Source organism: Streptomyces sp. NPDC045287 (genome assembly GCF_056432325.1).
On the sequence record NZ_JBWKJG010000015.1, the window covers coordinates 79,934 to 101,797 of the forward strand.

The window sequence follows — 21,864 nt, forward strand, 5'->3', positions numbered from 1 at the left end:
CGTCGCCCCGGCCCCACCGGGGCACGGGCGGTCGGCCTCAGGCGCCACCCAGGTCCGGGGCGCGCCGTACCTCGACGGCCGCGTCCGCGGCGCCGTCCAGCTCCAGGACGGCGATCTCGTTGCGTCCGGCGCGCAGCAGCGGCCACGGCAGGTACAGCGTCCGCTGCGGGCCGCGCTCCTGCCAGTACCGGCCCAGGCAGAAGCCGTTGACCCAGACGTAGCCCTTGCGCATCCCGGGCAGCGCCAGGTACGCGTCGGCCGGCTCGGCCACCTCCAGGAACCCCCGGTGGAACACCGGCCCCACCGGCCCGGGCGCCCCGCCCCGGCCGGCCGCCGGGTCCCGGGGCGCGTCCCACGGGACGCGTTCCGGCGTCCCGTGCCCCAGCTCCACCGCCTGCGCCGTCCAGCCGTGCAACAGCTGCTGGGCGTGCAGGACCTCCCGGACGCCCTTGCGGTCGCCGAGCCCCACCCCGTAGTTGACCCGGCCCATGGACTCCACCAGCAGCCCCAGCCGCGCCCCGCCCGGCGGTGCCGCGATCCCGTCCAGGGACTCGGCGGCGTCCCGCTCCAGCACCCCCGCCGGCCGCCCGTCGACGAAGACGTGCGCCCGGTCGGCGAGCCCCCGCACCGACAGCGCGTACGGCCCCCGGGGGCCGGGGACGCGGGTCTCGTACAACACCAGGCCGTGCGCGACGCCCAACTCCTCGAAGGACGGCGGGGTTGCCGCGGCGACGGGCGGGGCCGCCAGCGCGTCCAGCGCACCGAGGAGAGCCACCGAATCGACCAGCCGCACGCGGCCGGGGGGCAGCAGCGGCGCGGGCGGCTCCGGCTCGGGCGGCGGCCCGTCCGCGTACCGCTCCAGCACCGCGCGGAAGGCGAGGAACTTCTCCGTCACCGCGCCCCGCTCGTCGACGGGCGCGTCGTAGTCGTACGACGTGACGGTCGGCAGGTAACCGGCGCCGGTGGTGTGGTCGGCGGTGTTGGCCCCGGCCCAGGTCGAGAAGTTCGTCCCGCCGTGCGCCATGTAGATGTTGACCGAGGCGCCCGACTCCAGGACGCCGGCCAGCGCTGCGGCCGCGTCGTCGGGCTCCCGCACGGTGTGCGCGGCGCCCCAGTGGTCGAACCAGCCGCACCAGAACTCCGCGCACATCGGCGGGTCGTCCGGTCGCAGCCGCCGCAGCCCCGCGAACGCCTCGCCGGCCCCGCTCCCGAAGTTGACCGTCGCCAGGGTGCCCGGCAGCGTCCCGCCGGCCAGGAAGAAGTCCTCCGGCCCGTCCGAGGTGAACAGCGGCACGTCGACGCCGCGTGCCCGCAGGCCCGCCGCCAGGTGCTCCAGGTAGCCGGTGTCGGTGCCGTAGGAGCCGTACTCGTTCTCGACCTGCACCATCAACACGTTGCCGCCGCGCGTCACCTGGTGCGCCGCCAGGAGCGGGACCAGCCGGTCGTACCAGCGGTCCACGTGCGCCAGGAACGCCGGGTCCCCGCAGCGCAGCGCCCGCACCTCCCGGTCGGCCAGGAGCCACCAGGGCAGGCCGCCGTTCTCCCACTCGGCGCAGATGTACGGCGAGGGCCGCACGACGGCGTACAGTCCGGCGTCCCGCGCCGCCCGCAGGAACCCGTCCAGGTCCGCCCCGCCGGTGAAGTCGTATGCGCCGGGGTGCGGCTCGTGGAGGTTCCAGGGGACGTACGTCTCGACCGTGTTGAGGCCCATGGCGCGCAGCATCCGCAGCCGGTGGGGCCACTGCTCCGGCAGGACGCGGAAGTAGTGCAGCGCGCCGGACAGCACGCGCAGGGGACGCCCGTCGAGGAGGAACCCCTCGCGGGACACGGTGAACGGCATGCGGGTCCTCTTCCGTGAACGTGCCCGGAGGCCGCTCCGGCCCCGCCGCGTCCGGCGGACGGCGCCCGGTGGACGGCGCCCCGGCCGGGCGGGAGTCTAACCCTGCCCGGCCCCGCCCCGGAACCGGGCGGTCCGCGAAAGGCCCTGCCTTGGAACCGGACAGTCCGCGAAAGGCCCCGCCCGCGGGCCGCGCGCACCGTCACCCGGCCGGGGCCCCGCCGGTGGCCGCGCACCCCGGCTCCGGACAGGCTGGCGTGCGGTGCCGGTCCGGTGCCGTCGGGTCGTCCGAGGAGGCTGGGAATGCGCGTTGCCGTCGTCGGCCAGGGCTACGTCGGCGTGACCGGGGCGGTCGCCCTGGCCAGGCAGGGCCACCACGTGACCGGGGTCGAGAAGGACCCGGCGCGCCTGCGGTCCCTCGCCGGGGGCCGCGCCCCCGTCTGCGAACCCGGCCTCCAGCAGGAGCTCGGCCTCGCCCTGGAGACGGGACGGCTCCGCTTCGCCCCCGACCTGACCCGCACGCACGTCGCCGAGCCCTTCGAGGTCGTGCTCATCACCGTCGGCACCCCGCCCGCCGAGGACGGCGCTGCCGACCTCTCCCAGGTCAAGGCCGCCCTCGGCGAGGTCGCCGAGCTGCTGCCCGCCCCGTACGCGGTGCTGAAGTCGACCGTGCCGCCCGGCACCAGCGAACGCCTCACGGCCGAGCACCCCCGGCTCCGCGACCGGTACGCCTACAATCCCGAGTTCCTGAACCAGGGCAGCGCCCTCGACGACTGGACCGCTCCCTCGCGCGTGGTGGCCGGGGTGTGGGCACCGCCCGTCGTGGACGTCCTCCACGCGCTGTACGGAGCCCTGGCCTGTCCCTGGGTGGTCACCGCGCCCACCACGGCCGAGATGGCCAAGTACGCCAGCAACGCCTTCCTCGCCACGAAGATCAGCTTCGCGAACGAGTGCGCGCGCCTGTGCGCCACCCCCGACCTCAACATCGACCAGGTGATGCAGGCCGTCGGCCTCGACCCGCGCATCGGCCACGCCTTCCTCCAGCCCGGCCTCGGCTTCGGGGACTCCTGCCTCCCCAAGGACACGGCGGCCCTCGCCCGCTGGGCCGCCTCCCGCGGGCTGCCCACCCCGCTGCTGGACGCCGTCATCGACGTCAACCGCGACCAGGCCGCCCTCGTCCGCGACACGCTGCGCCGGGAACTCGGCGCGGACCTCCCGCGCAGCGAGGTCGCCGTGCTCGGCGCCCGCTACGAACCGTGGAGCGACGACGTGCGCGCCGCGCCCAGCCGCACCGTCGTGCCGCAGCTCCTCGCCGAGGCGGCCGGCGTCCGCATCTGGGACCCCGCCACGGACGCCGACGAGCTGGCCCGGCTGTTCCCCGGCGCCCGGCCCTGCGCCGACCTGCGGACGGCCGTCCGGGGCGCCCGCGCGGTGGCCGTCCTCACCGAGTGGCCCGAGGCGGTCGAGGCCGACTGGTCGCTCCTCGCCACCGAGCTCGCCGCCCCGGCCGTCGTCGTCGACGGCAAGAACTGCCTGCTCCCGGAGCGCCTGGCGGGCCTCCCGCTCACGTACCGCAGCGCCGGCAACCGCCTCCCCGCGCGCGCCGCGGCCTCGTTCGGCGACGGCGCGCCGTACGCCGCCCCCAATACCTGACCGGGGCCCGCGTACCCGCTGGTGAGCGCGGTGGAGCCGGGTTTCACCCGCGCGTGTGCCGAGGTTCGCGCGGGGTTCTGTTCTGGGAGGGGCGGTGGCTGCATACTGTTCCTCCTCGCCCCGGTGCCGAAGCGGTCCGTCCGCCCCGCGCGCCTCCAGTGACGCGGACGGTCCCGGCAAGGCGAGCACTCCCCCTCACTCGCGTGCCGCCCTGCCGGCGCGGGAGATCCCCTGCTCCTGGAAGACCCGAGGTTCCGTGCCAGTACCTGTTGTCCTTACTGGGCGCGCCGTGCGCCTGGAGCCGCTGGCCATGCGCCACGCGGAGGGCCTCGCCTGGGCCGGCGCGCAGGATCGCGCCGCGTACGCCTACACCCCGGTGCCTGACGGCCTGGAGGCGGCACACGACTACATCGCCCGCGCGCTGACCGATCAGGCGGCCGGCCGGGCACTCCCGTTCGCCCTGGTCACCGCCGCCGACGGGCGGGTGGTCGGCTCGACCAGATTCCTGGAGCTGGACTACTGGGGCGGCCCCGTGGTGTGGCCCCCGACCACCGGCGTCCCGTACGGCGATCCGCTCACCGCCGTGCCCGACGCCGCCGAGATCGGCAACACCTGGATCGCCGGCTGCGCGCGGGGCACCGGGGCCAACACGGAGGCGAAGCTGCTCATGCTCCGCCACGCCTTCGACACCTGGGGCGTCCGCCGGATCACGCTGCGCGCCGACGCGCGCAACACCCGCTCCCGCGCGGCGATCGAACGCCTCGGAGCCACCTGCGAGGGGGTCCGCCGCGCCCATTCGCGGGGCCTGGACGGCGTGGTCCGCGACACCGCCTTCTACTCGGTCCTCCACGAGGAGTGGCCCACGGTCCGCTCCATCATCGAGCTGCGCCTGTCCGCCACCGCTCACCCGCCGGCGCCGTTCCCCCACCCCCACCGGAACCACGACGACGCGGCCGGGCAGCTTCTCCTCACCTGACGCGAGGTGCACGTGTGACGGTGGGGAAGCCGGGTACATGCGTGTCCCCGGACCGTACGAAAGGAGCCGTGTCGTGCTGATGGCCCACCCCGCCGTCCTGACGAAGCTGATCGAGGAGTACACCGCGCTCAGCAAGCTCGACGCCCACAACGGCGGACCAGAGGTGCGGCAGCGCCTGGAGGACGTCGCCTACACCCTGTGCGTCTCCACGGGCACGCGGGACATCGACGCGGCGCTCGTCGCGGCCCGTCACCGGCTGCCCGGCGCCCGGCCCGAGGACGACTCGCTGCTGGACGCGCACACGGTGCCCGCCGCCCGGGCCTCAGAGGCCGTCGACGGGCAGCGCGAGGTGCAGCAGGCAGATGTCGTCGCGTCGCGTGGGTGACAGCGCCTCCGTCAGTCGCGTGGTGAGGCGCTCCGCACCGGCCGTGCCGCGCACCGCGTCGCCCGCCAGCCGGGCGAGCCGGGCGAGGCCCTCGGCGAGGTCCTCGCCCGGGCGCTCGACCAGCCCGTCGGTGTAGAGGAGCAGGTGGTCGTCGGGGAGGACCGTGAACCGCTGCTCCTCGTACGAGCGGGCCGCGGTGGCGCCCAGCACGATCCCGGCGGGCGGCGTCAGGTACGTGGCCCGGCCGCCGCGGACGAGGAGCGGCGGCAGGTGCCCGGCCTGCGCCCAGGTCATGGTGCGGTCCCAGGGCCGGTACCGGGCCAGGACCAGCGTCGCCGTGGAGTGGCGGCCCTCCGGGGCGTGCATCAGCAGCGCGTTCAGCCGCGCCAGGGCGTCCGGCAGCGGCGAACCCGTGACGATCATGCCCTTGGCGGTGAACCGCAACTGCGCCATCGTCGCGACCGCGTCGATGCCGTGCCCGGCGACGTCGCCGATCACGAAGAGCCCGCTGCCGTCGGGGAGCTCGACGGCGCTGTACCAGTCGCCGCCGACGCTGAGCCCGGCCTGCGAGGGGAGGTAGAACACCTCCGTCCGCAGCCCGGCGACGGTGAGGACCCGGTCCTGCCGGGGCAGCAGGGCCTGCTGGAGGCGCGCGGCCAGTGCCCGTTCCGCCGTCAGCAGGTCCTGCTGGGCGAGGACCTCCCGCTCCGACTCCAGCAGCGCCTGCTCGGCCCGCCGCAATGCGGTGAGGTCCTGGTAGAGGGCGTGGACCTCCACGGCGGCGCCCTCCGCGTCGGTCACGGGCTCCGCGACGAGCCGCAGGTGCCGCACCCCGGACGGCGTCGTGATCCGGAACGTCCGGTCCAGGGAGTGTCCCTCCCGCAGCAGCCGCGTGGCGGCCTCGAAGCGCGGCACGTCCTCCGGTACGACGTGTGCGGGGAGCTCCTCCCAGGTGAGCGGCGCCTCCGCCGGGTCGCGGCCGAAGATCCGGTACGTCTGCCCGGACCACGTCACCTCGCCGGCGCGCACGTCCCATTCCACCCAGCCCAGGCCGCCGAGGCGCTCCATCTGGTGCCGGCGGCGCGCCTCCCGGGCGATCCCGTCGTGCCGGACCCAGGAGACGACGAGCCGCCCGCCCAGCCGCGCGGCGCGCACCGTCCAGGTGGTCCGCCGGGGCACGCCGGCGGCGGCCTCCTCGTACGGGAACGGCCCGCTCTCGTACGGCACGCCCGTGAGCAGCGTGCCGGCGTAGCCGCGCCACAGGTCGGTGTCGGCGACCGCGGGGTACGTCTCCAGGACGCGCCGCCCGACCAGTTCCCCGCCCCGGCGGCCCGCGGAGTCCACGGACCGGGGCGCGGCGGCGTCGATCCGGTAGTCCTCCACCTCGCCCGGGACCGGCGACCACAGTGGGGTCAGCAGCACGGCGGGGACCGGCAGGCCGTCGAACACCGCCTGCACGGCGCCGACGTCCGGCCCGGCCCCGGCCGCGTCCCCCAGGGGCACACGGGCGCGGCCGGCCGACCGCGCGGCCTTGCGCACCAGCGTCCGCGCCGCCGTGTCGAACCCGTCGGGGCCGGCCGGGAGGAACCCGAGGACCGTCCCCGCCGCGCCGCCGCCGGAGACCGGCACCCACGCCGCCGCCGGCCACCCCCCGGGGCCGCCGTCCCCCGCCGGACCGCCCCCCGCCGTCGCCGTCGGACCGCCGTCCGGCCAGACCGGCCGTCCGCTCCGCGCCGCCTCCAGCGGCCCCGTCGCCGTCGGTCCGCCCGACGGCGACGGCGGGGGCAGGCGGGACCAGCGGGCGGCCGCGGCCCCGTCCACCCCGGCGTGGCCGAGCAGGACCAGTCCGCCGTCCGGCGCCGGCCCGTAGACCAGCACCCCGGCGACGGCGGCGGGACCGCGCAGCACCTCCAGGAGGACGCGCGCCGTGGCACCGGGCGCGGGGGCGGCCCCGGAGGGGTGCGCGGCCGGGTGCGTACGGGAGGGCGGAGCGGGCGCGGCGCCCTTCCGGGTGGCGCCCAGGACCGCCCAACACTCGTCCGCCAGGGTGCGGCCCCGCACCTCGGCGCGCCGCACCAGCGCGGCGTCCGCCGCCTGTGCGGACAGGCCCTCCCACGCCATGAGGGCGCCCTTCGCCCGCTCCCTGAGGGTGCTCGTCGCGAGCGTCTCCTCCAGCTCGTCGACCCGGGCGCGCAGCTTCGCGACGGCTCTGGCGAGCGCCACCGCGTCCGAGGCGTCGCCGTCCGTCGGGACACGCGGTTCCTCCACCCCCCGAGCATGGCACAGCGCCTTCGTGGCCGCCCAGGAGCCGGAGCGGCGCCGGCTCGGCGGGGGTTGCGGGGGCGCGGACCGGGCAGGGGACGCGGACCGGGCGGGCGGCCGTCCGGGCCGACGAGGGGCCGGGACCCCGGGGCGGGGGAGCGCCGCCGCGACCGGTTCGGCTCCGGGGCGCGGTCCGCGCGCGGCCGGTCCGCGGGTGTTCCGACGTGGCGCTTCGTCCCGTACGAGGCGTCCCGTACGAGGCGCCTCGTACGTCGCCCGGGGCCGCTCCGGGGCGGCGGACCCGCCGAGCGGGTCCGCCGCCCGGCTCCTCCGGGAAGGAGGGGCCGGGTACCCGCCCGGGGCTCGCGCGCGTGCGCGCGGCACGGCGAGGGTGCCGCCGTACCGCGCGCGGGTCCCGCCGGCGACGCGGTGGCGCCGCCGGCGGGAGGGGACGGTCAGCCGGAGACCGTGATCTGCCGCGCCGGGTCGGTCGTGTCGGTCACCAGGTAGGTGGCCGAGAAGGACGAGGTGGTGGCGCTGGTCGGGCAGCCGAAGCCGCCGACGACCTTGACGGGCACCTGGGCGTTGCTGAACGCCAGGGAGGAGGGGGCGCCGTTGCTCCACGTGCCGCTCGTCGCGGCGGGAGCGGTGGGCGCCGCCGTGACGGTGCAGCTGGCGAGGCCGGACGTCTGGACGACCAGACCGCCGGTGGGGACGGTGAACGACGCGACGATCGGGGAGCCGTGCTGCATGGACACGGTCCACGAGCCGCTGGTGGTGACGGTGGCGCTGACCCCCGGCATGCTGGTGGTGCAGGAGGTGAAGGTCGGCGGGGTGATCGCGCTGACGACGGGACCGGCGGCGTTGTGGTTGCCGGGCGCCGCGGGGACCGTACCGCTGGACGTGGAGACGGAACAGGTGACGGTCACCGATCCCGCCTTGAGGGTCGCCTTGCCGCTCAGCGCGGCCTTGAAGCCGTGGCCGGCGGGGGTGACGGTGGTGGAGCCCGCGAGCGCCGGCGCGGCCTGCGCCGCGGTGGTGGTGACGCCGGCGAAGACCAGGACGCCGGCCGCGGCCAGGCCGGTGCCCAGGGAGAGCGCCGTGCGGGTGGGGGTGCTGAGGGGTGCCATGTGGTGTTCTCCTTCGGGGATGGCGTGACGGGGCGTCACACCGGTGCGGGTGTGGGGGGTCCGGGAAAAGTACGGAGAGCCGTAGTGGTCACGGGAGCGGTGGAGAGGCGGGCGGTGAGGGGCCGGGGGTGCGGCCCCGTCAGGTGTCCGCGGTGCCGGGGGCCGGGGGAGCGGGTTCGGCGGGGCGTGGGGACGCCACCGGCTGCCAGGCGAACATCATGGCGCCGCCCGCGATGCCCAGGAGGGTGCCGAGGAGGAACCCGCCCAGGTTCGACATGACGAGCGCGGCGGCCGCGATCAGGGTGGTGACGACACCGGCGAGCGAGCGGTACTGAGGGGACACCCAGACCGAGATACCTAGCATGATCATGACAATTCCGAGGAGGACGGAGGGGACTCCGGCGATGCCCTGGTGGAGCATCACCTCCAGGGGTGCCAGCGGGATGGCGCAGATCTCCGCTCCGGCCAGGACGGCCAGCAGTCCGCCCCAGAAGGGCCGGCTCCTGCGCCAGCGGCGCCACCTCGCCCGGGGGCCACCGCGGTCTGCGGCGGAGGCGGGGTCCTCCGGGGCTTCGGTCAAGGCTTCGTCCAGGGAGTCGACCGGGAGCCGTCGTGTGGCCCCGTCCGCCGGTGACGCCATGTCAGAAGCATTCCTTCTTGCCCTTGCTGATCTTCATGCTCAGGCCGGACAGCTTGAAGGTGCCGGCGTTGGTCGCCCAGGCGACCTGCTTCAGGTCGGTGATGCGCACGTCGTCGGCCTGCTGGCCGAACAGGTCCTGCATGCCCTGGGCGCCGTCCGGCCCCCTGTCGAGGGTGGACGCGTCGCGGCCGATCTCGATGTTGTTGAAGCCGGCGTCGCCCGACAGTTGTGTGGCGTCCACGAAGAGGTCGGTGGCCTCGACGGGCTTCTTCTTCCCGGCCGTGAGGTACAGGGAGATGTCGCCGACGACCGGGAGCGTCGTGACGACGGACTGGCACAGGTTGTGCAGCTCCGCCTTGCGGATGGCCGTGACGGCCACGGGCAGCAGGTCCTCGCGGGCGTTCGTGTCGATGCCCCCGTACTGCGCGAACCCCTCCCCGGTCAGGGTGTCCGCCGACACCTTGAACTGCTGGCCCGACACGGCGAAGGAGGCCGCGAGGGCCCCGCTCGACAGGGCGACCCCCAGGGCGGCGGTCAGGGCGACCCCCGGTACGGACAGGGCGGCGAAGCGTTTCCACTGGATCCGGCCGACGACGTCGTCCGCGTCGGTCCGGGGTGTGCTTCTCATGAAATATCCCCTCTCTTGGTGTCCACGGCCGCGCGGTGACCGTCGGCCACGGATGTCGGATGGAGCGGGAGACCTGCTCGAAGGCGGGCCGCCGGGGGGACGCGGCGGTGCGCGGGAAAAATGAGCGGAGAACGACCGCGTGCGGTGTGGCGTGCCGCCGTACCTACTCGCGGGTGTTACCGACGGGTTGAATGTAAGAGTGCCAGTGGGTGTTGGCAAGGTTGACGAACGACGCTTTTCGGCCTACTCGACGGATCTTCAGGAGGCGCCATGCCCATCCCCGTGATCCTGGACTGCGACCCGGGGCACGACGACGCCTTCAACATCCTGCTCGCCGCAGCTCACCCGGCTGTCGAGCTGCTCGGGATCACCACCGTGGCCGGCAACCAGACGGTGGAGAAGACCACCCTGAACGCCCGCCGCGTGTGCACGGCGGCCGGGATCGGAGGCGTGCCGATCGCCGCCGGCATGGCCGGACCCTTGCGCGGTCCGCGCATCACCGCACCCGACATCCACGGGGAGTCGGGGCTCGACGGACCCGGCTTCGGCGCCCCCGCCGTACCGGTCGACGGCCGCGACGCGGTCACGTTCCTCCGCGACACGCTCCGCGCCCACCCCGTGCCCGTCACCCTCGTACCGACCGGGCCGCTCACCAACATCGCCGCGTTCCTGCTCGCCCACCCGGAGCTGGCCGACAGGATCGAGCGGATCGTCCTCATGGGCGGATCCACCGGGCGAGGCAACCGGACGCCCGCCGCCGAGTTCAACATCCTCGCCGACCCTGAGGCTGCGGACACCGTCTTCCGCAGCGGGCTGCACCTCACGATGATCGGCCTCAACGTCAGTCACCGGGCGCTCGCCACCCCCGAGGTCGTCGCGCGCGTCCACGCGCTCGGCACGCCGCTGGCCGAGGTGTGCGCCGAGCTGCTGACCTACTTCGGCGACACGTACCGCGAGGTGTTCGGCTTTCCCGCCCCGCCCCTGCACGACCCGCTCACCGTCGCCCACCTCGTCGCCCCGGACCTGGTCGCACTGGTCCACGCGCCCGTCGCGATCGAACTGACCGGCACCCACACGCGCGGCGCCACCGTCGTGGACCTCGACGGCGTCACCGGGGCCCGCCCCAACGCGTACGTCGGCGTGGACGTGGACGTGGAGGCGTACTGGGACCTGATCGTCGACGCCGTGCGCACCCTCGGCTGAACCCGCCGCCCGCCCGGCCCGCGCCCGCCCCGCCGTCCGCGCCGCTCCGGGAGGACCACGGCCCCGACACCCCCGGCCGGCACCCCTACCGCCCACCGCGCCGCCCCGCCCCCGCCCCGGGCGCGCCGTCAACGGCACCGGCCCCGGCGGCCGGACGCTCCCCGAGGACGTCGACGGCGACCTGATCGTCCCCCTGCCGCCCGGCGGCGAGGACGCCGACGGCGGCACGCCCGAGCCCGGCGCCGCCCCCGGACCGGAGCAGCGGACGGCCCGTCGCGTACGGACGGCCCTCAGTCGGTCAGCGGCCGGTAGACGGTCAACGCCTCCGGCAGCTTGTCGAGCGTCAGCCCCCGCGGTGCCGGCACGACCTCCCCGTCGTACGCCATGTGGGCGCCGGCGGGGAGGTTCGTGACGCGCAGCGCGGTCGTGCGGGCGGCGGCGTACAGCCGTGTACGGGCCAGCCCGCCGGCCGCCGTCGCCAGCAGCCGGGGGCGCGCCAGCCGGCCCGCCTGCGCGATCCGCACGTCGAGCAGCCCGTCCGCCACGTCGTGGCGGCGCAGCGGCGCCAGCCCCACGCTGCGGTAGACGCCGTTGCCCGCGAACAGGAACCACATGGAGCGCGGCTTTCCGTTCACCTCCGCGCGCAGCGGGGTCGCCGTGCGCAGTACCCGCGCGGCGCCCAGGAGCGTGGCGGCGGGGCCGCCGATCCGGGGCGACCAGCGCTCCCGGAGCCGCACCAGCTCCGGGTACACGCCCAGGCTGAAGGTGTTGACGAAGTACACCGGCTCCCGGCCCTCCCCGCTCCGGCCGCCGGCCCCGCGGACGCCGTGCGGCCGGACACGGCCCACGTCGGCCCGCACCGCGTGCCCCTCCGCCAGCGCGTGGCAGCCGTCGGCCACCGTGTCCACCCCGAGGTCGGCGGCGAAGTGGTTGAAGGTTCCCCCCGGCAGGACCAGCAGCGGCACCCGGTGCCGCAGCGCGGGCGCCACCGCCGCGTTCACCGTCCCGTCGCCGCCGCACACCCCGAACACCCCGCGCCGCCGGGCCGCTTCGGCCGCGGCGGTCTCCAGAAGGTCCGTCAGCGAATCGACCCCGCGCCGGCACAGCAGCACCTCGGCCTTCGGCAGCAGCGTCGCGATCTGCACCGCCGGGTCCGTGAACTGCGGCCCCGCGCCCGAGGACGGGTTCACCACGACCACCAGCCCGTCCCCGTCCGGCAGCGCCGGCACCCTCGCGCGCGGCCGCGCGGGCACGGGCACGAGGTCGCGCGTCGGCGCCAGCCCGCGCACCGCGAACGCCGCCCCCACCCCCAGCGCCATCCCCACCAGCACGTCACTCGGATAGTGGACCCCGGTGTAGACGCGGGAGAAGGCGACGGACGCCGCCACCGGCACCAGCGCCGCGCCCATGCCCCGCGACTCCAGGGCGACCCCCGTCGTGAACGCCGCCGCGGACGCGGAGTGCCCGGACGGGAACGACGTGGTCAGCGGCTGGCGGGGCAGCCGGCGCGCGAGCGGCACCCGGTCGATGACCGGGCGCTGCCGCCGCACCGCGCCCTTCGCCAACGTGTTCACCGTCGCCGAGGCGAGCGCCAGCGACACGACGCCGCGCACCGCGGCCCGCCGACCCCGCGCCCCGCCCAGCGCCCACATGCCGGCGGCGACACCGCACCACAGCACGCCCCGGTCCGCGGCCCGGCTGAGCCGGGGCAGCACGGGCTCGGCGGCGGGCCAGGCACGCTTCGCCACCTGCGCGAACACCGCGCGGTCCAGTCGGCTGAGCACGCTCCGCGCCCCGGCTGCCTCTCGCATCGGCTCTCCTCCTCCTGCCCGCGAACCCCGGGCCCTCCTACCCGCGAACGCCCGGGCCCGCGTCAACGTGCCCCACCGCGCCAACGTACCCGCCGTCACCGGTACGACGCCTGCCGTGGCCGTGACGACCGTACGGCGGTCCGCGGCGCGTTGCCCCGTTCGGGGGAAGAGGTTGTCCCGCCCGTGACGATCCGTTCTACTGCTGTACGGCGCGCCGCCCACGGGCGCGGGGGGAGAGGGGTCGGGATGCGAACGGAACACGGCGGTCACCGGGAGGCCCGGCCGCGCCACCGGCGACACCGCCTGCGCGGCCGGTCCCTCGCGGGGGGCGCGGTCGGCCTGCTCCTCGCCGTCCTGTGCGCAGGCCTGGCCGCGGCGTGGGGCCACGACCCGGGCACCGGGGCCACTCCGGGCGGGGCGGGCGGGCCGGGGGACTCCGCGCGCGCGGGCGCCGCCACCGCGCTCCCCTTCGACATGCCGGACCGCGCCGCCCTCCGGGCCCGCGGGAAGCTCGTGTTCGCGCACTACTTCACCCCGTACCCGCTCTCCCTCGACAACGAGGAACCGGACCGCGACTACTACGCCCGCCACTACCTGACCCCGGACGGCGAGGGCGGCAAGCACCGCGCGTACGGCGGCCTCCTGCGCGACCGCCCGCTGCCCGTCCGCCCCAAGGAAGGCGACTGGGAGTCGGCCAACCTCCGGCAGGAGGTGCGGACCGCCCGCGCCGCCGGGCTCGACGGGTTCACCCTCGACGTGCTGTCCCTGTCGGGCAGGAACTGGGAGCGCTGCCGGCTCCTCCTGGAGGCCGCCCACGCGGTGGCCCCCGACTTCAAGATCATGCTGATGCCGGACATGGCCTCCCTCACCACCGAGAGCCCCCGCGAGATCGCCGACGCCATCGCCGAGCTCGGCCGGAGCCCGGCCGCGCACCGGCTCGACGACGGGCGGCTCGTCGTCTCCCCGTTCAAGGCCGAGGCCAGGAGCGCCGGCTGGTGGTCCGCCCTCCTCGACGACCTACGGGTACGGCACGGCGTCCGGACCGCCTTCGTGCCGCTCTTCCTCGACTTCGGCGCGCACCACGAGGAGTACGCCCCGATCAGCCACGGCTTCTCCGACTGGGGCAGCCGCAGCTACACCGAACCGGCGGACCCCGGCCGCGACGCGCGCCTCGCGCACCGGCTGGGCAAGGTGTGGATGCAGCCCGTCTCCGTCCAGGACGCCCGGCCCAGCCAGGGCGTGTACGACGAGGCCGGCAACACCGCCACCCTCCGCGCCACCTGGAACCGCGCCATCGAGGGGGGAGCGGACTGGGTCCAGCTCACCACCTGGAACGACCACTCCGAAGGCGGCCACTTCGCCCCGTCGCTCCACAACGGCCACGCCTACCTGGACCTCAGCTCGTACCACCTGGTCCGGTTCAAGACGGGGAGGTGGCCGGAGATCACGCGCGACACGCTGTACCTCACCTCCCGCACCCAGTTCGCCCACGCCGTCCCGACCGGGGGCCAAACCCTGCTGATGTCGCTGCGCGAGGGCAGCGAGGAGGCCCGTGACACGGTGGAGGTGCTGCCGTTCCTCACCCGGCCGGCGACCGTCCGCGTCACCGTCGGTTCCTCCACGACCACCCACGCGGCTCCGGCCGGGGCGCACCCCCTCCTGGTGCCGCTCCGCCCCGGCGGGGTCGCGGCCGCGGTGGTGCGCGACGGCCGCGCCGGGGCCGCCGTGGAACTCCCGTACCGGGTGGTGCGCCACCCCGAGGTGCAGGACCTCCAGTACTACGCCGCGACCAGCGGACGCGACACCCCGGCCTGCTGCCGCTGACCCCCGCCCCGCCGCGGGCGGCCCCCGGGCGCGGACCCCGCCCACGCCCCCACCCGCGCTGTTCCGTCCCGCCCCGGACGCCGGCCGGCCCTCCGGCCGGAGGGCCGCCGGACGTCCCCGACACGGGCGCTTTCCGTTGCCGCACGGCACCGTTCACATGATTGACAACACACAGCGTTACGTTCTGTTCGCGCCCTTCCCTATGATGATTCCCCGTAGTCGGCACGTAGCCGGGGGGACCATGCCATCGACCGGACGGAAGCTGGAGCTGCGGTTACTCGGCCCCATGGAGATCCGCTACGACGGCCGGCCGCACGCGGTGTCGGCGCCGCGCCTGCGCACCGTCCTGGGGACCCTCCTCCTGCGGGCGAACGAGGTGGTCTCCCTCCAGCACCTCGCGGACAGCGTCTGGGAGGAGGCCATGCCGGCCGACCCGGCCAACCAGATCGCCGCCTGCGTCTCCCGGCTGCGCCGGACGTTCCGGCAGATGGGGGTGGAACAGGACGTCCTCGTCACCCAGCAGCCCGGCTACCGCTTCGTCACGGACGGCGTCTGGCTGGACACCCTGGCCTTCCGGGAACTCCGTGAGGAGGCCCGCCGCCACCAGGAGGCGGACGACCCCCGGCGCGCCCTCGCCGCACTGAGGTCCGCGCTCGCCCTCTGGCGCGGCCCCGTCCTGTCCGGCGCCGCGAGCCGGGCGTGGCAGCCGGAGCTGCGGCGGTGGGAGGAGGAACGTATCGCCGCGCACGAGGCCCGCTTCGACACGGAACTGAGCCTCGGCCTGTACGAGGACCTGATCTCGGGGCTGTCCCTGTTCGTCCAGCAGCATCCGCTGCTGGAGCGGCCGCGCGCCCAGTTGATGCTCGCCCTGTCCCGTTCCGGCCGCCGGGCCGACGCGCTCCGGCTCTACCACGACACGGCCCGGCTCCTCAGGGACGAACTGGGCGTGTCCCCCGGGCCGGAACTGCGCCGCGCGCACGAACGGCTGCTCCACGGCGCGGAGGGCCGCGACACCCCCGAACCCGAGCCGCCCGCGGTGCCGGCCGCCTCCCCGGCCCACCACCCGCCCGCACGGCCGGCGCGGCCCGCCGCCGGGCAGCCGAAGGTCCCCTGCCAGTTACCGGGCGACCTCGGGGAGTTCGTCGGCCGCGAGGACGAGACGCGCCACCTCCTGGAGGTGCTCGCCCCCGGCGGCACGACCACGCCCGTGGCGCTGGTCGTGGGCCCCGGCGGCACGGGCAAGACGGCCCTCGCCGTACACGTGGCGCACCGCCTGAGGTCCGTGTTCGACGAGGGGCAGCTCTACGTCGACCTCCGCGGCCTGGACACCCATCCCGTGTCCGCCGAGGAGGCCCTGGCGCGCTTCCTGCGCGAGCTCGGACTCTCGGGCGCCGCCATCCCCGGGTCCCTGGACGAGCGCGCCGCCCTGTTCCGCAGCCTCATCGCCGGCCGGCGCATGCTCCTCGTCCTGGACAACGCCGGCGACGCGCGACAGGTCGTCCCCCTGCTGCCCGGCACGGGAAGCTGCGGTGTGTTGGTCACCAGCCGGTCCAGGATGACGACCGTTCCCAACGCGCGGGTGCTGGAACTGGGCGTCTTCGGCCGGCGGCACGCGCACGAGCTCCTCAGGAGGCTGGTCGGTGACGAACGCCTCGCCGCCGAGCCCCACACCTCCGACGAACTGGTCGAGTACTGCGGCCGACTGCCGCTCGCCGTGCGGATCGTCGGAGCCAAACTGGCCTCGAAGCCCCACTGGCCGCTGCACAAGGCCGCCGCGCGCCTGGCCGACGAGCGGCGCCGGCTCGACGAGCTGACCCACGAGAGCCTGGCGGTGCGCAGCACCCTCGAACTCTCCCACCAGGGGCTGAGCCCGGCCGCGCGGAAGCTGTTCCGCCGACTGGCGCTGCTGGAGGTGCCCGACTTCTCCGACTGGGTCTGCGCGCCCCTCCTGGACGCGCCGCTCACCGAGGCGGAGGACCTCCTCGACGAGCTGCTGGACACGCGGCTCGTGGACGTCATCAGCCCGCCCGGCAGCACACGGCCGCGGTACCGGCTCCACGACCTCGTGCGGCTGTTCGCCCTGGAGTGCCTGCGCGAGGCGGAACCGAAGGTGGAGTGGGAGGCCGCCGTCCAGCGGGTCGCGGAGACCACCCTCGCGCTCGCGGGCATCGCCCACCGCAGGATCTGCGGCGGTGACTTCACCGTCGTCCACGGCACCGCCTCCCTGTCGTCGGTGCCGTCCGACGTCGTCGAGAGGACGACCGGCGACCCCCTCGGGTGGTACGAGGCGGACCGGCCCACCATCACCGCGCTGTGCCTCCAGACGGCGGAGCTCGGACAGGACGAGCTGGCCTGGGACCTGGCGGCCACGTCCCGCTGCCTGTTCAGCGTCCGGTTCCACTTCGACGACTGGCTCCTCACCCACGACGGCGCCCTCGCCGCCGTACGGCGGCAGGGCAACCGGAGGGGCGAGGCGGTCCTGCTCCTCGGCCTCGGCGACCTGTACCTCACGCGGCGCCAGTACGACCGCGCCGTCCCCCTGCTGGAGGAGTCCCGACGGCTGTTCCACCTGGTCGGGGACTGCCACGGGTACGCGCTGGCGCTGCGCAAGGCCGCGTGCGCCGACCGCGTCCTGGGAAGGCCCGAACGGGCCCTCGCCCGCTGGCAGGAGTGCCTCCCGCTCCTCCGCGCCGCCGGAGACCTGGAGGCGCAGGCGCAGGTGGTGCGCTGGATGGCCCAGACGGAGCTCGAACGGGGACGGCGCGAGGAGGCGAGGGCCTTCCTGCGGGACGCCGAGCGCCTCGTGACGTTCTTCCACGGGCGCAGCGCGGCACAGGTGCGCCTCAGCCAGGCCGACCTCCACCTGGCGGAGGAGCGGCTCGGCCCGGCGTACGAGGCGTACGGGAGGGGACTGCGGGACGCCACGGCGCTGGGGGACCTCAGCGGGTGCTGCGCCGCGCTGCTGGGGCTGGGCACGGTGGACGTGCGCCGCGGCGGGCTCCCGCAGGGCGAGGAGCGGCTCCGGCAGGCGCTGGACCTCGCCCGGAGCATCCAGGACCCGCTGCTGGAGTCCGAGGTGCTCCTCAGCCTCGCCGCCGCGCGCAGGGCCGCCGGGGACGCCGCCGGGTCGGTGGCCCTGCTGCGGACCGGGGCGGCCCTGTGCCGCCGGATGCGGGCCCCGCTGCGCCTGCGGCGCTTCCTGGACGCCCTCGCCGGTCACTCCGCGGAGGTGGCCGGCAGCTCCACCACGTAGGTGTCGCGGCCCTCCCGGGCGCGGAGCACCACCCGGTGCCGCTCCCCGTCGTGCCCGGGGACGACCTGCAGGGTCCGTTCGTCGCTCCACCCGCGGAAGCGGAACTCCCCGGCCCCGAGGTGTTGCAGCGCGCAGAAGGGGCGGCCGGCGAGGACCAGCAGGGGGGTCCCCGCACGTACGTCGACCTCCGCCCGCACGGTCGTCCGTCCGGCGGTGCCGGGAAGCCGGTGGCCGGGCTGCTCCCAGTTGGCGAACGTCTCCGGCAGGGGAAAGCGGCACCGGTACGCGCGCAGGCCCTCCGGCGGCAGCGGCACCTCCGGCCGGTGCACGAGGACGCCCGGCCCCGTGAGCAGCCGCCGCAGGGCCCTGGGGAACAGCGCGGCCAGCTCCGCGGTGTGACACACGTCCACCAGGAGCTGGACGGTCTCGTGCCCCTCGTCGTTGACCAGGGCGTGGGCCCGCCAGGCGGCCGAGAACCAGACGGTTCCCGGCGTCCAGGTGAGGGTCTCCCGCGGGAAGACGGTCCGGGTCCCCGGCCCGCCGACGACCGGGAGGTGGAGGCGGCACAGGCCCCACGGCGGACCGAGTTTCGCCGACTGCAGGTGCGTGTACCTCGTACCGGGCGACAGGGCGATGAGCCGCACACCGCGCGGCGGGGCGGGCAGCCGGGCCAGGATGTCCTGGACCGACGGGAGGCAGGGGAGCCACCGGGTCGGCAGGAAGTCCTGGAGGCCGGGGCCGCCGGGGTCGACGCGGCGCACGTCCCCGCCGGGGCTGATCAGCGGCAGCACCCGGCGCCCGACGGCGGCGGACAGCGGGGACCCGTACCGCCTGGTCAGCCGCACGAGCTCGGCGCGCAGCCGGTCGGGGTCGTACCGCTCCGACAGCTCGGCGCTGTTGGGCAGGTCCCTCCCCCCGGGGTCGAAGCCCCGTGCCGCACCCGTCGCACACCTCCCGGTCATACGCCTCACCCGAACTGGTCGAAGCCCAGTTTGACGACCATGCAGGCCACGACCACGAGCAGCACGGTGCGGACGAAACCGGAACCGCGGCGCAGCGCGGTCTTCGCCCCGACGCGCGCGCCCGCGACGTTGCAGACGGCCATGGCCGCTCCGAGGAGCCAGAGCACCTGGCCCTGGGCGGCGAACACGGCGAGCGCCCCGAGGTTCGTGCCGACGTTGACGACCTTCGCCAGCGCCGAGCTCTGGAGGAACTCCAGGGACAGCAGGCTGGTGAACACCATGATGAGGAACGTGCCGGTGCCGGGGCCGAAGATGCCGTCGTAGAAGCCGATCCCGCAGCCGGCGAGGGCGACGACGAACAGTTTCCGGCGCCGGCTGACCGCGTCCGCGTCCTGGAGGGCGCCGAAGCTCGGCTTCGCCGCGACGAAGGCCGCCACCGCGATGAGCAGCGCCATGATGACCGGTCTGAACCAGTCGGCGGGCAGGGAGGAGGCGGACAGCGCCCCGAAGCCGGCGGCCGGCACGGCCAGGCCGGCCGCCGGCAGGGCGACGGAGCGGTCCAGCTTGGTGCGGCGCGCGTACGTGACGGCCGCGACGGTGGTGCCGGTGATGGCGGTGAGCTTGTTCGTGCCCAGCGCCACGGCGGGGGGCAGATGGGGGAAGGCGACCATCAGCGCCGGGATGAGGACGAGCCCGCCCCCGCCCACCACGGCGTCCACCCAGCCCGCGGCCGCCGCCGCGGTCAGCAGCCCGCCCACTCCTACAGCATCCAAGGCCCAACCCCCTGCTCGTTCACTGTCCGTCGCCGCCCGATTCCGCCACCGCTGTCAGAACACCCCGGAGATCTGCGCCAGTTCGGGCAGCACGCGGGGCCGGGGCATCATCCGTTCCGTCCAGCGGGGGATCGCCCGCAGCGAGTAGCAGCGGCGCAGCCAGCGGTCCCGGCCGTCGAAGCGGGGGGTGAACGCCGAGCGGCCGTGCGCCGCGATGTGGTTGTCGACCACCACGAGGTCGCCGGGGGCGAGCACGAACTCCTGGCAGACCTCTTCGAGCGCCTCGGACAGGGCCTTCAGGGCGGCGCGGGCCTCGGGGTCGACGGCGGTGGTGGTGTGCGAGTTGAACCGCATGAAGAGGTCGGGCTCCTCGCCGAAGAGCACCGGGTGAGGGCCGGAGGCCGGCCGCGGGCCGGCGATGTTGCGGGAGAACGACGTCGGGTAGGCGCTGCTGAAGACGGGCATGCGCAGGAGCTCCCGCTGCCGGGAGGTCAGCAGCGGGTACGCGTGGCGTATGGACGCCACCCGGGTCGCCGCGACCCCCTTGTGGTCCTGCCGCAGGCACAGCAGCCCCAGGAAATCCGGACGCAGCGGGTGGTGCACGTTCTCCGTGTGGAAGTCGAAGGCCACCGCGCCGCTGTTCTCGATGCGTTGCTCCTCGCCGGGGACGGGGTGCACCTCGTGGATCAGCGCACCGGACTTCTCGTCCTCGTAACCGATGAGGGTTCCCAGCAGGTCGGCGACCAGCGTCAGCAGCCCGGTCGTGCCGTGCGGCCCCAGCCGCTGGCCCCCGTGCTCCCGGGGGGTGGCGGGCACGTCGCCCACGGGCAGGCCGCGGACGAGCACCACGCCCTGCGGGGACGCGCCGCCCGAGAAATCGATCAGTGTCCTGCGCAGTTCCGCAGGCATGTCGAGCAGCAGGTTCGCGAGGTCCACCGTCGCGGCGCCCTCAAGCCCGGCCGCCTTCGTGGCCAGCTCCCAGATCCGGGTCGCCTCGGCCCCCCGCAGGCGGTACTCGCCGGACGCCTGAGTCTTCACGCTCATCGTTCGCTTCCTTCCCCACGGTCACGTGCCTGGTCGAGTAGGCGGGGAAGACGCTAGGGGCGACCGGTGCCGCTTCGGTGTTCACCCCGTGTCGGAACGATGTCCGCGGCCGACACCCGGCGTCGCGCGAGGGGGCCGGGGCCGTCGGGCGGGGCGACCGGCCGGGCCGTCAGGCGCGCTCGCGCGCGAACAGCTCCAGGTGGCCGCACTGGGGGCAGCGGGCGGCGTCGATCTGCCAGCGGGGGCGGCCCATGCGTTTGGCGCCGCCCAGCATGCCGCGCTCCAGGGGACCGGCGATCCAGCGGGCGTAGCCGTGGGAGTGCTCGCCGTCGTCCTCGATGAATCCGGGTTCCAGGTCGACGGCCCCGCACTGGGTGCACTTCAGGGTGTCCATCCGTCGAGCATAGGATCCCGGGCCGCGCCGGGCGTGCGGCTCGCCCTCGTGCCGCCCGGGCGGCGTACGGCTCGGGTGGCACGGCCGCCGCCGGGGCGCCGGGCGGGCCGGCCGCCGCGGTCGTCGCCACCGCCCCGGGGCCCGCCCCCGTCCCGCCGGAACCGGCGGCGGGCCCGGCGGCGCCCGGCGGGCGCGACCGGCCTAGTCGAGCATGTCGGGGAAGTAGCTGTCGTGGCGGAGCTGGAAGTCGCGCAGCTCCTCGCGACCGCGCTGGGCGAACTCCGCGATCCGTTCGAAGTACTCCTCGCGCGGCGCGCCGGGGGAGAACAGCATCAGCATCGACGCCGGGTCGTCGGAGTCGTTCTTGAAGGCGTGCAGTCCGCCGACCGGCACGTACAGGAAGTCGCCCTGGCGCCCGGTGACCCAGCGGTCCCCGTCGTACAGCCGGACCTCGCCCGACAGGACGTAGAACGACTCGGAGATCGTGCGGTGGAAGTGGGTCCGGGCGCCCGGCGCCTTCGGGCCCATGTCGACCTTGTACAGGCCGAACTCGCCGCCCGTCAGGGCATGGCCGGCGAGGTAGTGGGTGGTGGTGCCCGAGGGGGAGACGACGTCGGGCGCGGTGTCGGCGGACCTGAACACCGCGTTGATCTCTCCGCCGTCACCGAGGTAGCGCGGCTGCGGATAGGACACGGCAACTCCTTCACGAGACGGGGCTCACCGCACTCTCACCCATCGGGGCCGCTCCCGTCACCGTGGTTTTCGGGACGCGCGGTGCGGCGGCCCGCGACCGGCGCCGGGAGCCGGGGCCCGGGCGGGGCGCGGCACCGCGCTGGCGACGGCCGGCCGGGGTGCCGGGCGACCGGTCCGGGTGCCCGGCGGCCGGCCCGTTCACGTACGAGGTCCTTCCCCGTGCGGCGCGGGACGTGGTGCCGGGACGCGGTGCCGGGACGTGGACCTCCCGCAGCTGCTCGGCGGGCGGGGGCGGGACTTCCCGCAGGTGGGAGGGGAAACCTCCTGGGCAATGTCAGTGGCGGTCCCTACCATGGTCGTCAATTCCGAGTCCTTCCCGGTGCCGCGCCCCGCGCG

At 75.5% G+C, this 21,864-nt stretch carries 17 protein-coding genes; 6 read left to right on the forward strand and 11 right to left on the reverse strand.

Features of this window, described 5'->3' with window-relative positions:
* Positions 1-37 precede the first annotated feature (37 nt).
* Positions 38-1,840 (reverse strand): glycoside hydrolase family 35 protein, encoded by a 1,803-nt coding sequence (locus tag AC07D6_RS23935; RefSeq protein ID WP_479047487.1) that lies wholly within the window; start codon positions 1,838-1,840, stop codon positions 38-40.
* A gap of 300 nt (positions 1,841-2,140) precedes the next feature.
* Here AC07D6_RS23935 and AC07D6_RS23940 point away from each other — a divergent pair, with 300 nt between their 5' ends.
* From AC07D6_RS23940 to AC07D6_RS23950, 3 genes are all read left to right on the forward strand, one after another.
* Positions 2,141-3,490: a UDP-glucose dehydrogenase family protein gene (locus AC07D6_RS23940; RefSeq protein WP_479047490.1), complete on the forward strand. Its 1,350-nt coding sequence runs from the start codon at positions 2,141-2,143 to the stop codon at positions 3,488-3,490.
* A gap of 256 nt (positions 3,491-3,746) precedes the next feature.
* A complete protein-coding gene (locus tag AC07D6_RS23945; protein WP_479047493.1) occupies positions 3,747-4,466 on the forward strand; it encodes a GNAT family N-acetyltransferase in 720 nt (239 codons plus the stop codon).
* Positions 4,467-4,539: 73 nt separating this feature from the next.
* A complete protein-coding gene (locus tag AC07D6_RS23950) occupies positions 4,540-4,851 on the forward strand; it encodes a DUF5133 domain-containing protein (RefSeq protein ID WP_315880199.1) in 312 nt (103 codons plus the stop codon).
* Here the strand turns inward: AC07D6_RS23950 and AC07D6_RS23955 are convergent.
* The 4 genes from AC07D6_RS23955 to AC07D6_RS23970 all read right to left on the reverse strand — a co-directional run bounded on the left by AC07D6_RS23955 (position 4,789) and on the right by AC07D6_RS23970 (position 9,511).
* Positions 4,789-7,119, reverse strand: a complete 2,331-nt coding sequence (locus tag AC07D6_RS23955) for a SpoIIE family protein phosphatase (RefSeq protein ID WP_479047496.1) — start codon at positions 7,117-7,119, stop codon at positions 4,789-4,791. The genes AC07D6_RS23950 and AC07D6_RS23955 overlap by 63 nt on opposite strands.
* Before the next feature lie 449 nt (positions 7,120-7,568).
* Positions 7,569-8,243 carry a hypothetical protein gene (locus tag AC07D6_RS23960; RefSeq protein ID WP_315881707.1) on the reverse strand — a complete coding sequence of 225 codons (675 nt, stop codon included), beginning with the start codon at positions 8,241-8,243 and terminating at the stop codon, positions 7,569-7,571.
* Positions 8,244-8,382: 139 nt separating this feature from the next.
* A complete protein-coding gene (locus tag AC07D6_RS23965) occupies positions 8,383-8,883 on the reverse strand; it encodes a DUF6114 domain-containing protein (protein WP_479047499.1) in 501 nt (166 codons plus the stop codon).
* 1 nt (position 8,884) lies between these two features.
* Positions 8,885-9,511, reverse strand: a complete 627-nt coding sequence (locus tag AC07D6_RS23970; protein WP_315881705.1) for a DUF6230 family protein — start codon at positions 9,509-9,511, stop codon at positions 8,885-8,887.
* A 270-nt stretch (positions 9,512-9,781) separates the two neighbouring features.
* On the opposite strand from AC07D6_RS23970, the gene AC07D6_RS23975 reads away from it, so the two are divergent.
* Positions 9,782-10,714 carry a nucleoside hydrolase gene (locus AC07D6_RS23975; protein ID WP_479047501.1) on the forward strand — a complete coding sequence of 311 codons (933 nt, stop codon included), beginning with the start codon at positions 9,782-9,784 and terminating at the stop codon, positions 10,712-10,714.
* A gap of 290 nt (positions 10,715-11,004) precedes the next feature.
* Here AC07D6_RS23975 and AC07D6_RS23980 read toward each other — a convergent pair whose 3' ends face one another.
* The gene (locus AC07D6_RS23980; protein ID WP_479047504.1) at positions 11,005-12,525 is read right to left on the reverse strand and encodes a phosphatase PAP2 family protein; all 1,521 of its coding nucleotides are present in this window, start codon (positions 12,523-12,525) and stop codon (positions 11,005-11,007) included.
* Between the two features lie 246 nt (positions 12,526-12,771).
* Here AC07D6_RS23980 and AC07D6_RS23985 point away from each other — a divergent pair, with 246 nt between their 5' ends.
* A complete protein-coding gene (locus AC07D6_RS23985; protein ID WP_315881702.1) occupies positions 12,772-14,349 on the forward strand; it encodes a glycoside hydrolase family 71 protein in 1,578 nt (525 codons plus the stop codon).
* A gap of 241 nt (positions 14,350-14,590) precedes the next feature.
* Entirely contained in the window at positions 14,591-17,602 is a 3,012-nt protein-coding gene (locus AC07D6_RS23990; RefSeq protein WP_479047507.1) for an AfsR/SARP family transcriptional regulator, read from the forward strand.
* On the opposite strand, the gene AC07D6_RS23995 is transcribed toward AC07D6_RS23990, so the two are convergent.
* The 5 genes from AC07D6_RS23995 to AC07D6_RS24015 all read right to left on the reverse strand — a co-directional run bounded on the left by AC07D6_RS23995 (position 17,566) and on the right by AC07D6_RS24015 (position 21,468).
* Entirely contained in the window at positions 17,566-18,564 is a 999-nt protein-coding gene (locus AC07D6_RS23995) for a hypothetical protein (protein ID WP_479047510.1), read from the reverse strand. The two genes, AC07D6_RS23990 and AC07D6_RS23995, sit on opposite strands and share 37 nt — an antisense overlap.
* 5 nt (positions 18,565-18,569) lie before the next feature.
* On the reverse strand, positions 18,570-19,337 hold the full coding sequence (locus tag AC07D6_RS24000) for a TSUP family transporter (protein WP_479047513.1): 768 nt from the start codon (positions 19,335-19,337) through the stop codon (positions 18,570-18,572).
* Positions 19,338-19,391: 54 nt separating this feature from the next.
* Positions 19,392-20,381, reverse strand: coding sequence for a TauD/TfdA family dioxygenase (locus tag AC07D6_RS24005; protein WP_479047515.1), 990 nt, complete (start codon positions 20,379-20,381; stop codon positions 19,392-19,394).
* 169 nt (positions 20,382-20,550) lie between these two features.
* Positions 20,551-20,775 (reverse strand): hypothetical protein, encoded by a 225-nt coding sequence (locus tag AC07D6_RS24010; protein WP_479047518.1) that lies wholly within the window; start codon positions 20,773-20,775, stop codon positions 20,551-20,553.
* Between the two features lie 201 nt (positions 20,776-20,976).
* Positions 20,977-21,468: a cupin domain-containing protein gene (locus AC07D6_RS24015; RefSeq protein ID WP_315881007.1), complete on the reverse strand. Its 492-nt coding sequence runs from the start codon at positions 21,466-21,468 to the stop codon at positions 20,977-20,979.
* Between the last annotated feature and the right edge of the window lie 396 nt (positions 21,469-21,864).